Annotated in this window: 8 protein-coding genes and 1 tRNA gene; 2 read left to right on the plus strand and 7 right to left on the minus strand. The window is 63.5% G+C overall.

All coding sequences use genetic code 11. The annotated features are described in order from the left end of the window. Positions 1 to 158: 158 nt before the first annotated feature. The 4 genes from EDE12_RS16530 to EDE12_RS16545 form a co-directional block, all read right to left on the minus strand. A complete protein-coding gene (locus EDE12_RS16530) occupies positions 159 to 977 on the minus strand; it encodes a transglutaminase family protein (protein ID WP_026600147.1) in 819 nt (272 codons plus the stop codon). 57 nt (positions 978 to 1034) lie between these two features. Beyond that, positions 1035 to 1559 carry a GNAT family acetyltransferase gene (locus tag EDE12_RS16535; protein WP_198029896.1) on the minus strand — a complete coding sequence of 175 codons (525 nt, stop codon included), beginning with the start codon at positions 1557 to 1559 and terminating at the stop codon, positions 1035 to 1037. A 567-nt stretch (positions 1560 to 2126) separates the two neighbouring features. Next, on the minus strand, positions 2127 to 4049 hold the full coding sequence (locus EDE12_RS16540; protein WP_026600149.1) for a DUF6538 domain-containing protein: 1923 nt from the start codon (positions 4047 to 4049) through the stop codon (positions 2127 to 2129). Between the two features lie 100 nt (positions 4050 to 4149). Next, positions 4150 to 4223, minus strand: a tRNA-Gln gene (locus EDE12_RS16545). Between the two features lie 328 nt (positions 4224 to 4551). On the opposite strand from EDE12_RS16545, the gene EDE12_RS16550 reads away from it, so the two are divergent. Further along, positions 4552 to 5610 carry a Ppx/GppA phosphatase family protein gene (locus EDE12_RS16550; protein ID WP_036291392.1) on the plus strand — a complete coding sequence of 353 codons (1059 nt, stop codon included), beginning with the start codon at positions 4552 to 4554 and terminating at the stop codon, positions 5608 to 5610. Between the two features lie 66 nt (positions 5611 to 5676). On the opposite strand, the gene EDE12_RS16555 is transcribed toward EDE12_RS16550, so the two are convergent. The 3 genes from EDE12_RS16555 to EDE12_RS16565 form a co-directional block, all read right to left on the minus strand. Next, the gene (locus tag EDE12_RS16555) at positions 5677 to 7347 is read right to left on the minus strand and encodes a porin (RefSeq protein ID WP_024878686.1); all 1671 of its coding nucleotides are present in this window, start codon (positions 7345 to 7347) and stop codon (positions 5677 to 5679) included. Between the two features lie 239 nt (positions 7348 to 7586). Beyond that, complete coding sequence (locus tag EDE12_RS16560) at positions 7587 to 9218, minus strand: porin (protein WP_051592645.1); 1632 nt, start codon at positions 9216 to 9218, stop codon at positions 7587 to 7589. Between the two features lie 244 nt (positions 9219 to 9462). Next, the gene (locus EDE12_RS16565; RefSeq protein WP_051592646.1) at positions 9463 to 11121 is read right to left on the minus strand and encodes a porin; all 1659 of its coding nucleotides are present in this window, start codon (positions 11119 to 11121) and stop codon (positions 9463 to 9465) included. Positions 11122 to 11748: 627 nt separating this feature from the next. Here EDE12_RS16565 and EDE12_RS16570 point away from each other — a divergent pair. Beyond that, positions 11749 to 13407, plus strand: coding sequence for a porin (locus tag EDE12_RS16570; RefSeq protein WP_245267224.1), 1659 nt, complete (start codon positions 11749 to 11751; stop codon positions 13405 to 13407).

The raw sequence follows: 13407 nt of genomic DNA on the forward strand, positions 1-13407 counted from the left end.
GCCATCGATTTGCATGCGCAGATGAAGCAGGCCCATTGAATTGTTCGTGGGCCGAGCGTCATCGCGTTTCACGAACTCGTCCAACGAGCCGCGGGCGCTGTCGAGGATTGCTCCGATTGAGATCGAGGGAGCAATTGCCGATTCACGACCTCCGTGGATCATTCGGCGTCTTCGCTGACCTCATCTGTCCAGACACGAAAATTTTCCAGCTTGTTGGGACCGAAGGTCGTGACCATCGCCACATCCGCTGCGTCGCGCCCGCGCGCCAGCAGAACGCGCCCGATCCTGGGCGTGTTGTTCCTGGGATCGAATGTTTGCCAAGCGCCGCCGATGTAGGCGTCGAACCAGGCAGCGAAATCCCCGGGCGGATAGGGAGGCGGCGTACCCACGTCGCCGAGATAGCCGGTGCAGTAGCGCGCCGGAATGTTCAGCGCGCGGCAAAAGGCGATGGCCAGATGCGCATAATCGCGGCAGACGCCGAGACGCTCTTCATAGGCCTCACATGCCGTCCGCGTCGCCCGCGCGTGCTCGTAACCAAAACAGATGTGGTCATGCACGAAGTCGCAGATCGCCTGCACGCGGCCCCGTCCGGGCGTCGCGGCGCCGAATAGCGTCCAAGAGAGTTCTAGAAGTCGGTCGCTCTCGCAGAAGCGACTCGGCAACAGGAAGACCAGTGTTTCCTCCGGCAAGCTCTCTACAGGCGATTGGTAAGTTCCCGAGGTGACGATATCCGGCAGGCCGGAGTCGCGTATCAGCGCGTTGGTCGAGATGAGCGTGCTGCCCGGCCCGAGGACGGCGCGGCTACACCAATTGCCGAAGCTGTCGCGGTATCCCGAGATCGGAGCAACGGGCGCAATCGAGATGTGGTCGGGCCAAGAGAGATCGGAAACGCGCGTGAAATGCACGTTGAGAATCAAGATGGCCGGCGTCGGCTGCGGAAAGTCGTATCGAAGCTCATAGCCGATGCGAAGTTTCATGGCCGTGCTCCAGTTTTCGTGGGTCGGACCCACATTTCTCGAATTCCACGCAGCGCCTCATGTCGAGCGTGGCCGTGATCGAACGTCAGCCTGCTCGTCTTTGTCGTCGCCGCTCTTGCTTTGCTCCTTTCGGGCGCTTTGGCGCTCTACCTCGACGTTCAGTCGCTGGTAGACGCCAAGTCCGAGCACGATGAGAACGGCCGTCACGAGCAGCGCTATCGGATAGAGCATTTGCGCTACGTCCTGCTTGCTCACCTGAAATACGATGACCAGACCTTCGATGAACACGGCGATGACGATCGTCGAGATGAACTTTGAAAGGCTGCGCCGCGCCTCGGACGCGGTGAGTGTCCCAGGGCGACGTATGACTTCTTCTTCCACGAAATATTTGGCGACGTCGAAAACCGCTATCGCGATGACGACATAGCCGATCGCAGTAAGAAGCGCATTGCCGCCCTCGCGCCAGGACTTCTTCAGCTCGGCGACCAGCTCGAGCGCGCCAAATGCGACGAGCGCCAGAGCCAGCAGCATCAACATTGCGCTCACGATCCCGAATGTCACCCGTGACAGAAGCGCCATCATTCACCCGATTCTCCCTGCGTTGCCTCGAGGCGGCGCTATTCGCTCGACCGGAAGCGACGCGGCGCGGCGACCCGTTGCGATCTCGATGTGAAATCGCGCGATTGTCGGGAGGACCATCCATATGCGCGTCTAGCCGGCGCTCGTCATGAGCATTTCGGTCCCATTGCGGTCGGCCCGTAGAGCAGGCGAGTCTCGACGCCGATCGCGTAGAGATAGGCATTGCTCGGTATCGGCAGGACCGTGTCTGTAACCGCCCGCCCCAAGCCGTAAATGGGGCCGTGAGTGCGCCGGATCGGTCATTGCCCATAATATGGGTCGGTGGGCGATATGAAACGACGGGCTGCGCACACCGGCCGTATGTCGCGTTCTTCCGCCTCGGGCTCGCCGCAGGCGATGGCGACAGTGGCGGTGGCGTCGACGAACATCATCGACGCCGAAATTCGTCGACCTCGTCCGCGGGGCATTCCCCGACGAGCGACGTCACTATTCGCGTGTTGTTGGCTGTGATGCGTGTCGCTCCGTAGACAGAAATTTGTGACACGACCGGCGCGTCTATTTGTCGCTCGCTCACGCCTTCGCCTTCACCTTTGTCTTCGGCTTCATTTTCAATTTCACCGTCACTTCGTTCCGTCCCTCCTTCTTGCGCATCTCCTGCTCGGCGAGCTTGCGGAACTTTACGATATCCTCCTGCGCGCCCGGCGCCGCGACGCCCTTGGGGCCGTCGTAGCGCAGATGCGACAGATTGGCGGCGATGGTCACCGCGTCGATCGCCGTCTTCAGATTGGTCAGATAGATCAGCTTCGTGTAGCGCGTGCTCTCGCTCATGCGCTCGTCGCTCGCGTGCCCGGTGATCTCGTCGATCCAGCCCGTGTTGAGGCCCGCCGTGTTCTTGAGGTCCGTCGTGACATTGTGCCGGAAGGAATGAAAGTCGACGAGCGGCTCCTTCACGCCGATCTTATGGCGATAATGGCTGAAACGCCCGCCGAACGCGTCCGAATGGCGATTTGCCGGCCCCTGGGCGATCAGCTCCGGAAACAGCGGCTCCTCCGGCGCGCGGCCGTAAAAGCGATATTCCAGGAATCCGAAATCCAAGATGCGGCGCGGCAGCGGCACGTCGCGATCGGAGGAGTCGGTCTTCGAGCCGCGGATTTCGAGATAGCAGAGGCCGTCGAGGAATTTGATGTCGCCGACCTTGCGGCAGCACAATTCGTCCTCGCGGGCGCCGAGCAGGCGCCCGAGAAGCGGAACCCAGAACAGGGCGTCGCGGTAGATATTCGGTCCGGGCCTGCTGCGGCGATGGATCGAAAGGCATCCGGTCCAGACGGGCGACTCGTAGAGCTTGCGCTCCAGCGTCTCCGGCCACATCTGCCGTTCGTCGCGAGCGGCGCGGCCTCGGCGGCGCTTGGATTTGAGGCCGGGGAAGGGGTTTTTCAGCCCCTCCGGCAGGCGGCCGTTCTGCTCGAGCCAATTCCAATAGGTGGAGAGATTGGTCAGATGCTTGTTGGCCGTCGTCGGCGTGAGCATCGGAACCGTCTCCTTCGGATTCTCGTCGCGGAATTTCTCGACGGCGGCGCCGACCTTGGCCAGGGGCAGATCGCGCCACTGGCGCGCCTTGTCGTAGTAGCGCGGCAGACGAAGGAGGTCGGCCTTATAGTCGGAGACGACCGCCTTCGTGATTCGCGTCGGCGGCGGATCGCCGACCAGCGCCTCGAATGTGTTGCGGGCCGAGCGCGCATTGTTCGGCATGTCCGCCTTCCACTCTTTTACCCTCGTCTTGCTCTCGACGAAATCGTCCCAGGCGGCGAAGAAGGGCTTTTCCGGCGCGGGGGCGGGAGCCGCCGCGGGCTGCGGCGGGGGCGGCGCCGGCGCGGCTGCGCTGCGCGGCACGGGCTCGACCTCGCCGCCCTCGATGGCGAACTTCTCATCGAACAGAGTCAGGAAGCCGCGCAGCACCGCGCGCTCGATCATGGGGCCAGCCGGCCCGTCCAATTTCTCTTCCGCAATGCCAATCTCGGCGCAGGCCATCTTCATGGCCTCTCGCAGGAACGGGCGCGCCTCCGCCATCTGGCCGGCGAGAAGCGTGGCGATCGCCGGTCGGAGGTCATCCTCGTGATCGATTCGCGCCACCGTATAGAACAGATTTTGGGTCTCGCGGAGGAATTCCGGCCCGAGTCGCGCGGCCTCCTCGGCGTCGAAATAGGAGGCGCCATGGCTGGCGAGATTGTTCTCGACCGCCGCCACCTGCCTGTCGATCCAGGCGCGCACGAGCCTTTCGGCCTCGGCCTTGACCGTAACGAGATCGAGTTCCTCCATCAGCCTCTCCACGCGCGTCCGCAGCACGCGCGCCCGCTTGATGGCGAGCCGATAGGCGGTCGTGCGCAGCCCCACGACAATCTCTCTCCGCCCTAAGAAAGACGCAAGCCGCTGCGGCAGGGCGAAACGGAACTGATAGGCGGAGGCGCGCCGGCGCAGATTGCAGCCGCTCTTCATGGATTTTGGACCCCATTTTGGACCAATGTTTTGGACCTCGGGGCGCGCGAAAATAGCGCTCTTTTGCAAGAGCGTGGAATTCTAGGGATTTTATAGAATTTGGCTGGGGGACCTGGATTCGAACCAAGATTAACGGAGTCAGAGTCCGCTGTTCTACCGTTGAACTATCCCCCAACGGTCGCGCGGCGAAGCGGCGCGTCGCGGTGATCTAAAGAGAGGACGCGCCTCTGTCAACATGATCGGCGCGGTTCGTTGCGTGACCTTGGCCGGTTCCCACAATGGCGTCGCTCCCGCCGGTCGGCCCCGCCCGCCAGCTTGGCCCGTAAACGCGCTCCTTGGCATTCGCGCTGGCCTTGCTACACTTCCCGCGATCGGCCATGAGAGTTCGTCGAGACAAAGATCGGCGGCGGGCGGAAAAGGCCGATCGGGAGGCGGGTTGAAAAAGCCGGAACATTGGGGCGGGGGCCTGGGCGGAGGCGAGGCGCCGCGCGCTGGAGCGGGGATGCGCGCATCCGTGGACGGCGCGGGTGATCCGGGCGCCTCCGCGCGGAACGCCCGCGCGCCCGGCGAGCAGCGCGACGATCATGTCTATGCGGCGCTCGATCTCGGCACCAATAATTGCCGGCTGCTGATCGCGCGGCCGGAGCAGCGCTCACGGCGCAAGACCGACCTGCTGCGCATCGTCGACGCCTTTTCCCGCATCGTGCGGCTCGGCGAGGGCATGGGCTCCTCGAGTCGCATCTGCGAGCAGGCGATCGAGCGCACGCTGGAGGCGCTGGACGTGTGCCGCGAGAAAATGAGCGTCCGCGGCGTCTCCCGCGCCCGGCTCATCGCCACCCAGGCCTGCCGCGCGGCCGAGAATGGCGCCGAATTCGTCGAGCGCGTGCATGAGCGCACCGGCCTGCTGCTCGAGGTCATCGATCGCGAGACCGAGGCGCGCCTCGCCGCGCGCGGCTGCGGCTCGCTCGCCGACCCGCGCGCCGAGAGCATATTGCTGTTCGACATAGGCGGGGGCTCCACCGAGCTGGTGTGGCTGACCCGCGACGCGCAGGGCTGCGAATTGCGCCATTGGACCTCGCTCGAGCTCGGCGTCGTCTCGCTGGCGGAGCGATTCGGCGGCAAGAGCGTGACGCCGGCCATTTATGAGGCGATGACGGCGCGCGCGCTCGAGGGGCTCGTCGCCTTTGCCGAGCGCACGGCGGCGGAGCGCCGCTGCGAGCGTTTCCATCTGCTCGGCACCTCCGGCACGGTGACGACGCTGGCCGGCGTGCATCTGGGCCTCGAGCGCTATGATCGCTGGCGCGTCGATGGGCTCTGGCTCTCGGACGAGGACGCGACGCGCGCCATCGATTCGCTGCGCGCCATGGATTTCGATCAGCGCGCCGCCAATGGCTGCATTGGCCCGCAGCGCGCCGATCTCGTGCTCGCCGGCTGCGCGATCTTCGAGGCGATTCGCCGCGTCTTCCCGGCCTCCCGCACGCGCATCGCCGATCGCGGCCTGCGCGAGGGCATGCTGCTCGAGATGATGGAGGCGGACGGGGTCTTCACGCGCGAGAGCTAGCGTTTTCGCGCGAAGCGGGAAACGGTTCGCCTGCAGAAGACACGGCCGAGCAAGGAGTTCTCGGCGTCAGAACGAGCGCTGCAGGCGCACGCGTCCCTCTACTGTCGCATTCGCGCCCTTCCAGGACGGCAGGCCCACCGACCACAACGCTATGTCCGGCGCGAGCCCCACCGGCCGGTTGTGGTGATTGTCGCGCAGATACATCAGCTCGCCGCCGAGATCGAAATTCTTGATCGGCGTCCAGATGAGATTGGAGCCGACCCGATATTCGGTCGTGTTCACCGCGCCGACGCCGCCGCCGAAATCTGCTATGGCGCTCGGGCTGTAATAGAGTTCCATCAAGGAGCCGTAGACGCCGGAGGAGAGCGTCGGCGTCCAATAATGCTTGAAGGCCGCAAGGCCCACCCAGCCGATCGATTTGTCGCAATGGGCGGCGGCGGTCCATATGCAGTCGAAGCTCAGAAACTCCCAGCCATTGCTGGCTTTGACGCCGCCATTGCCATAGCCGTAGAAGGCGTTGCCATTCACCGGGCCGCCGTTGAAGCTGAGATTATTGCCCATCAGATAGCCGACGGCGCCGCGGGCGTAGGTTCCCTGCACCCATAATTTGTCGCCCTCGGAAAAAATATCCGGGGCGAGCCTGTCGAGATTGAACTGCCATCCGAGCTGGAACGCATAGCCGTAATCCTCCTGCGAAACGACGGGGATGGCTGTGCCGAGCGGCAGTCCGGTGACGGGCGTCGCCACCGTGGCGTTGCGTGTGTAGGTGGATGTGCGCAGCTGATGCGCGGCGCCGGAGAGTTGCACGGCGCCCCAGGGCTGGTCGATGCGGAAGGCGCCGACGATCTCGGGAATTTGCACGCCGTCCGGCACGCCGGTGAAGCGCGTTCCCCAGGCCGCCGCCGCGGCGTCCGCCGCAGCGCCCGAGAGGCCGTAAACCGCGGCGACGTAATTGAAGGCGCCGATCGTCGAACCGATGAAGCCGCGTCGCGATACATTGTCCTCGAGCGAGAAGCTGAGCGAGGCGCCGTCACGGAAACTATAGGTATAGGCCAGCGCGCCGACGGTGGAGTTGGAGCCGCGCAGCGCCTCCCAATCGATATTGTCGGTGTAGAAATCGAAGAAGGACTGCACGCGGCCAGCGGTAATGCCCCCAAATTGCAGAAAAGCCTTGTTGAGGATCGTCGTCTCGCGCGCCGTCGTCCGGAACACATTGCCGTTGGAGAAATTGGCGGCGCCGAAATATTGCGAGCCGCTGAGCGAGCCGGTCGCCGCGCTGCTGTCCGAGCCGAATTGCGATTCGAGCCGAATGAAGGCGCGCATCGTGCCGTAGTCGGTCGGCGCGCGGGCGTCCATCTCGACCCGGCCGATGCCGACGAAGCCGCTATTGTCGCCGCTGCGCGGATTGGAATAGCCGAGGAGAGGAACATGGCCCGGAATGCCGAGCGGATTCGCGTTGACGCTAGGGCCGAAGGCGAAAGGGTTGTCGGTCGCGATGATGTTGCGCGACATGCGGTAGGAGGTGCTCCACGAGCGCCATTCGGCGACGACGGCGCCGCCGATGCGCAGGCAGGTGTTGTTGCCGGGGATATAGAAGAAGGCCGAGCCATATTGATCGCAAATACGAACATACTCGACAGGAGCAGCCTGTCGTTTCGGAAGCTCTTCGGCGCGCCCCGCGGCGAGGCCTTGCGCGACTGCCGCTATGACAATAGAAATGCGGACTATATTAGGCATATTTGAAATCCGGCGAAGCGGTGATTAATCGAATTACGTATTTACGCTTAGGTAAATGTATCGATTACGCACGCTGCGCCGAATCGGCGACGCGAACTTCTTAATTTAATATTGTATTTTCTGCACGACGGAAATATCCCCGGCCGGATCGCGTCGCCCAAAATGCGACGGCCGCCCGAAAGGGGCGGCCGCGCATGAATTGGAGCGTCATGAAAGACGCTTCGATCCGAAGGTCCGTCTCACCAGTAGATTTGCGCCCGGGCGAGGAAGAGGCTGGGATGGTCGCCATTGAGGAAGGGGCGATCGGAGGGCGCGATCAGCGTCAGCGTCTTGGTCCAATTGGCCTGGAAGCGCACGCCTTTGACCGGATACCAGTTCAACGCGAGGGAGAAATTGTCCTGGCGTCCGCCGAGCGTCGCGGTGCTGGCCAGCGCCTTCTGCGCGGCGTTGCCGGCCACGGTCGCCGCATAGACGAAGCTGCTGTCGACGAGACCGCCATTGTTGAGATTGATCTCGCTGTAGCGCGCCGCCAGCTCGAATGCGCCATAGCCGCCCTTGTTCAGCGGGTTCTTGATCTGAACCTCGCCGAAGCTGCCCGGCGTGTTGAAGTCCTTGTCATAGCCCTTGTAGGAGGCCGCGCGCGACTCGCCGGTCAGGAACAAGGAGCCCAAGACATAATAGCCGCTGTAGCGCAGGCTGCTTCCGCCGCCATTGCCGTAGAGGAAGGCGTTGGTGGCGTCCCGCTCATATTGGGCGGCGATATATTCGCCCTGCAGCGAGACCGGGCCATAGGCGGCGGCGGCCTCGAAGCCGTAATTATAGGAGTATTTCAGGCAGCTCGAGCGCCGCGCGAAGGGCGCGCTGAGCAGGCCGACGCCGGTGGTCGTGATGTTGAGGCTCGCCGCGGAGGCGCCGCAGGAGAGATCCTGCGCCGCAGAGACGCGGGTGAGCGCGCCGCCGCCGCCGAGCACGTCGGTCTCCTCGCGCTCGGGCGATTGGCCGGGGCGCAGATTGGCGGCGTCGGTGGCCGCGGTGGTGTTGTTCGGCCTGTGATATTTGAAGGAGCCGCCGAAATGGAGGAGCTTGTCCTCCTCCGTGATCGGCGCATAGACCCCGCGCACGGCTGCGTCCCAATATTGCGATTCGCCGGTGGGCGGAGCGGTCGCCGTGTCCTGCGGGCTGGTCGAAAAGACGCCGGCCTTGACGCTCCACTGCTTGTCGCCGACGGCGACCGCCGCGCCGGTATGGCGGCTCGGCGAGAGAACGGAGGGCAGAGAGCGCTCGATGAAGGTGAAATATTTCGACGATTCGGTCGATTCGAGGCTGAAGGGCTCGCGGAAATTGCCGATCTGGAAGGTGACAGGCTGCGAGCTGATCTCCGACGGGAGCAATTTGTCGCGATAGGCGAGATAGAAATCGCGAATGCCGGCGACGCCGGAGCCGGTGAAGTCGTATTGGATCTTGTAGAACCAGTTTTTGAAGGCCTTGCCTTCGATTTCGAGGCGGGCGCGGCGGAAGCCGACATTGGAGCGGGAGATGGTGTCGGCCGAGGAGGCGAAGCCGCCGTCGATCTGCAGGTGCCCGCCGACCTTGAAATTGAAGTCCTGATCCTCGGTCTCGACGAAGAGGCCGTTGCGGAAGGAGATGAAGACCGGCGGCGGCGCGCTGGCCGCCGGCGCGCCTTTGGCGGAGTTGAGCGCGTTCTTGACCTGGGCGTGATCCTTGGCCTGCTGCGTGACCTTGGCCTCGAGCCGCTTGAGCTCAGCCTTCAGCGCCTTGATCTCGCTCGCCGTATCCGCCAGCGCGGAAGCAGGAAGTCCGAAAGTCGCTGCGAAGGCGGCGAGAGAGACGCCGCCCGAGAGCCGCCGCATTGTCCGTCCGCGCGATCCCTTATGCCCGTTCATCAGTGTCCCCGTATTAACGCCTAAGTGGTATACACTAATCATAGACTATAGGGGCTGACTAGGCTGGTGGTCGGCAAGGGAGGTTTTCAGCGGCGGCTGTTGCGGAAATGTCACGTCGTAAAGTTCAGTTCTATAACGAAAAAGGCCGCCCCGAAGGGCGGCCTCTTCTCGATTGACATCGTGCCGGGACCGAAGAGCCCGGCCTCTGCTCTCACCAGAAGACCTGGGCGCGAGCGAGGAAGGTGCTCGGATGCTGGCCGTTGAGATAGGGCTTGTCGGAGGGAGCGACGAGCGTCATGGCGCGCGTCCAGTTGGCCTGGAAGCGGACGCCCCGCACCGGATACCAGTTGAGCGCGAGCGTCAGATTCTCCTCGCGGCCGCCCAGCGTCGCGGTCTTCGCGATCGCCTGCTGCGCCGCATTGCCGGCGACGGCCGCCAGATAGGCGTAATTGCTGTCGACGAGGCCGCCATTGTTCAGATTGAGCTCGCTGTAGCGCGCGGCGAACTCCCAGGCTCCGAGGCCGCCCTTGTTGAGCGGGTTCTTGATCGCCACGTCGCCGAACGTGCCCGGCGTGTTCCAGTCCTTGTCGTAGCCCTTATAGGAGGCCGCGCGGGACTCCCCGGTCAGGAAGACCGAGCCCTGGACGTAATAGCCGCTATAGTTGAGGCTCGAGCCGCCATTGTTGCCGAGCAGCGCGGCCGTCCCCGCATCACGCTCGTAATGAGCGCCGGAATATTCGCCCTGCACCGAGAAGGGGCCGTAGGTGGCCGCCATTTCGAAGTTGTAGTTGTAGCTGGACTTCAGACAGCCATTCTGCAGATAGCCGGGCGTCGTCAGCAGGGCGAGGCCGGTCGCCGCCTTGAAAGTGGGGCTGCAGTTGAGCGCCTGCGCCGACGGAACGACGATGTAGCGGTTGTTGAGAATGTCGGTCTCGTCGCGCGAGCCGGTGCCCGGCAGCAGATTGTTCGGATCCTGAGCGGCGGTCGAGTCGTTCGGCTTGTGGAACATGAACGAGCCGCCGAAATGCAGCAGCTTGTCCTCCTCGATGATCGGCGCGTAGGTCGCGCGCGTCGTCAGGTCCCAATACTGATGTCCGGTCGCGGCCGGAGCCTGCGAGGAGTCCTGTCCGAAGCTGGTCGAGAAAACACCGGCCTGCACGCTCCAATGCTTGTCGCCGAGGCCGACCTTGGCGCCGACATGGCGGTCGGGAGCCAGGGCGCCGGGAAGCGCGCGCTCGATGAAGGTGATGTGCTTCGAGGAGGTCAGCGTCTCCATGCTGAACGGCTCGTACTGGCTGCCGATCTGGATGGTGATCGGCTGCTTGGTGATCGACTCCGGCAGCAGCTTATCGCGATAGGCGATGAAGGCGTCGCGAATGCCGGTCACGCCAGTGCCGGTGAAGTCATATTGGAACTTGTAGTACCAGTTCTTATAGGCCTTGCCCTCGACCTCGAGGCGGGCGCGGCGGAAGCCGACATTGCTGCGGGAGCCGGAGGCGGAGGGATAGCTGGTGAAGCCGCCGTCGGCCTGGATGCGGCCGCCGATCTTGAAGTTGAACGCCTGGTCTTCGGTCTCGACGAAGAGGCCGTTCTTGAAGCTGACGAACACCGGCGGCGGAGCATTGCCGCCCGGCGCGGCCTTGGCCGAATTCAGCGCGTTCTTGACCTGATGGGTCGTCTTGGCCTGCTCGTCGAGCTTGTGCTCGAGCCGCTTCAGCTCGGCCTTCAGCGCCTTGATCTCGCTCTGCGTGTCGGCGAGAGCCGCCGTGGGCGCGCCGAACGCGCCGAGGGCGAGGACTGCGACGCCTCCCAGCAGCTTCGAAGGCGTCGCGCCCTTCGCGATCGTCTGGACGTTCGGTACCTGTGTCATGTCAGCCTCTGCCTTGAATTGCTTACCGCTATGGCAGCGCTAGAGGCCTTATGTGACACAATCATCACAAAAGATGGCGGCGCCGAATTGTGACAACGGTTTCTACCTAGGGTGTTGCCCAAATGCCACGGGCGATGGGGCGTGAGGCCGGGCCGCAAGTTCTAGATAAAGCCCCGGATTTATTCGGATCGTCCGATTGTCGCCGGCTTTGCTCGGCGGCCGGTCTCGCCGCCTCGACCGCGCCGCTTCGCGCCGTAATGTCGTTGCACCTTACAGCGGCCCCACATCCAGATTGTGTCGATTCGGCAACACATACGTGGAAATCCTTAAGTGAAGCCGATTCTGGCCTTGCACAAATGGCCGATCGAAATGTAAGACAATTACATGTGATGTATCCAAAGAACATTTCGCCCCTAGAAGCTCGTCACATGGGCATGGCTGGTGAGAATTTGGGCATCATCTAACGATGAGTAGGCAAACGGTGCAATCGTCGTGCGCCTTGCGTGTGTGGTTCGGACCCGGGAGACTTGTCGTCGATGCGAGATATTCATTAGATCACATGAATATCCCGTCCGGCGAACAAATGTCCGAGCCGCTCACGCAAAACGCCGAGCGCAGGGGGCTAGGATGAGAGAACAGGAAATCGGGTCGAAAATGGCGCGGCGGCTCTCGGGCGGCGTGGCGCTCGCCGCCTTCTGCGGGATGGTGGGCGCTCCGGCCTCGGCGCTGGCGGATACGGCGAGCGAGATCAAGGCGCTGAAGGAGCAGCTCAAGCGTCTCGAGGCCAAGGTCGCCGATCAGGCCAAGACCAATGTCCAGGTCAAGAATGCGTTGAATTCCGCCAGGACCCTGCCCGGGCTCGTCGCCCCGCCGCCGGTGTTCGTCAGCTTCAAGAACGGCCTCTTCGTCGAGACGGAGGACAAGGCGTTCAACTTCAAGATCGGCGGCCGCATTCAGGCCGACGGCGGCTTCTCTAGCTCTGCCGACACCATGTCGCGCAGCAATGTCGGCTTCCGCCGCGCGCAGATCTGGGTCGAAGGCAAGGCCTATAAGAACTGGTTCTATCGGTTCCAATACGACTTCACCAACACAGGCGTGGCGGGCATACGCGACGCCTTCATCGCCTATCGCCAGAAGCTGATGCCGGAAGGAATCACCAAAGAGCCGGTCACTTTCCAGGTCGGCAATTTCTTCGAGCCCTTCAGCATGGAGACGACCAGCTCCACGAGCAATATCACCTTCCTCGAGCGCGCCATGCCGACCGTTCTCGCGCCCAGCCGCCACATCGGCGCGGCCGTCGGCGTCGGCGACAAGCTGTGGTCGGTCAAGACGGGCATCTTCTCCACCTCGCCGCAGGACACGGCGACCGCTCCGCCCACCAGCGGCGCGCAATATTGGGACGCGGCGGTTCGCGCCACCTATGCGCCCCTTCAGGAAGAGGACAAGCTGCTGCATGTCGGCTCGTCCTTCCGCTATCACAAGCCGAACGATTCGACGGCCGCCACCGACGCCGCCTTCTTGCGGCCGGGCGCCGGCACGGAGCGCGAAGAGGCGGATGTTCTGGGCGGCAGCGGAACCTGGAGCCGCGTCTCGACGGCGCAGGATATGACTTGCGCGGCCTCCGGCAGCCTGGCGACGACCGCGACCGGCCTCGGTCTCCTGTCAGCGCCCTTCATCATGAAGAATGGCTGCTTGAAATACGCCTATAGCTACGGCTTCGAAGCCGCGGCCGCCTATGGCCCCTTCTCACTGCAGGGCGAATATATCGCGACGCGCTACGAGCGTGATCCGCTCAATGCTCTGCTGCTCGGCAATAATGGCGGATCGAGCCTGCAGGCCAGTGGATATTATGTCCAGGGCTCGTTCTTCCTGACCGGCGAGTCGAAAGCCGAAGTGTATAATGGCTACGACAAGAACTGGAGCTCGCCCGGCACCTTCGGCGCGATCAAGATCAAGGATCCGGTCAACAAGGGCGGCTGGGGCGCCTGGGAAATCGCTGCCCGCTTCAGCGAGCTCAATCTCAACAATGGCGGCCTCGTCGACGGCAATTTCGTCTATGCGGCGACCGTGGCCGGCTCGGCCGCTCAGAAGGCGCTGGCCAATACGGCGACGCTCGGCGGCCGCCAGGAGAATCTGACCATCGGCCTGAACTGGTATCCGGTCAACGGCTTCCGCCTGCAGGCCAATTGGACGCGCGTCATGACGATGGTCGCGGCTTCCGACCGTCCCTTCCTCAACGGCGATCATCCGAGCCTCTTCCTCGCCCGCGCCAACGTCTTTTGGTGA

This window comes from Methylosinus sp. sav-2, assembly GCF_004366495.1.
Lineage (GTDB): Bacteria > Pseudomonadota > Alphaproteobacteria > Rhizobiales > Beijerinckiaceae > Methylosinus.

Excerpts from the sequence above, each read along its gene's own strand:
- EDE12_RS16555 (WP_024878686.1), bottom strand. The coding sequence starts at position 7,347 with ATGCCTAATATAGTCCGCATTTCTATTGTCATAGCGGCAGTCGCGCAA.
- EDE12_RS16530 (WP_026600147.1), bottom strand. The coding sequence starts at position 977 with ATGAAACTTCGCATCGGCTATGAGCTTCGATACGACTTTCCGCAGCCG.
- EDE12_RS16550 (WP_036291392.1), top strand. The coding sequence starts at position 4,552 with ATGCGCGCATCCGTGGACGGCGCGGGTGATCCGGGCGCCTCCGCGCGG.
- EDE12_RS16540 (WP_026600149.1), bottom strand. The coding sequence starts at position 4,049 with ATGAAGAGCGGCTGCAATCTGCGCCGGCGCGCCTCCGCCTATCAGTTC.
- EDE12_RS16565 (WP_051592646.1), bottom strand. The coding sequence starts at position 11,121 with ATGACACAGGTACCGAACGTCCAGACGATCGCGAAGGGCGCGACGCCT.
- EDE12_RS16570 (WP_245267224.1), top strand. The coding sequence starts at position 11,749 with ATGAGAGAACAGGAAATCGGGTCGAAAATGGCGCGGCGGCTCTCGGGC.
- EDE12_RS16535 (WP_198029896.1), bottom strand. The coding sequence starts at position 1,559 with ATGATGGCGCTTCTGTCACGGGTGACATTCGGGATCGTGAGCGCAATG.
- EDE12_RS16560 (WP_051592645.1), bottom strand. The coding sequence starts at position 9,218 with ATGCGGCGGCTCTCGGGCGGCGTCTCTCTCGCCGCCTTCGCAGCGACT.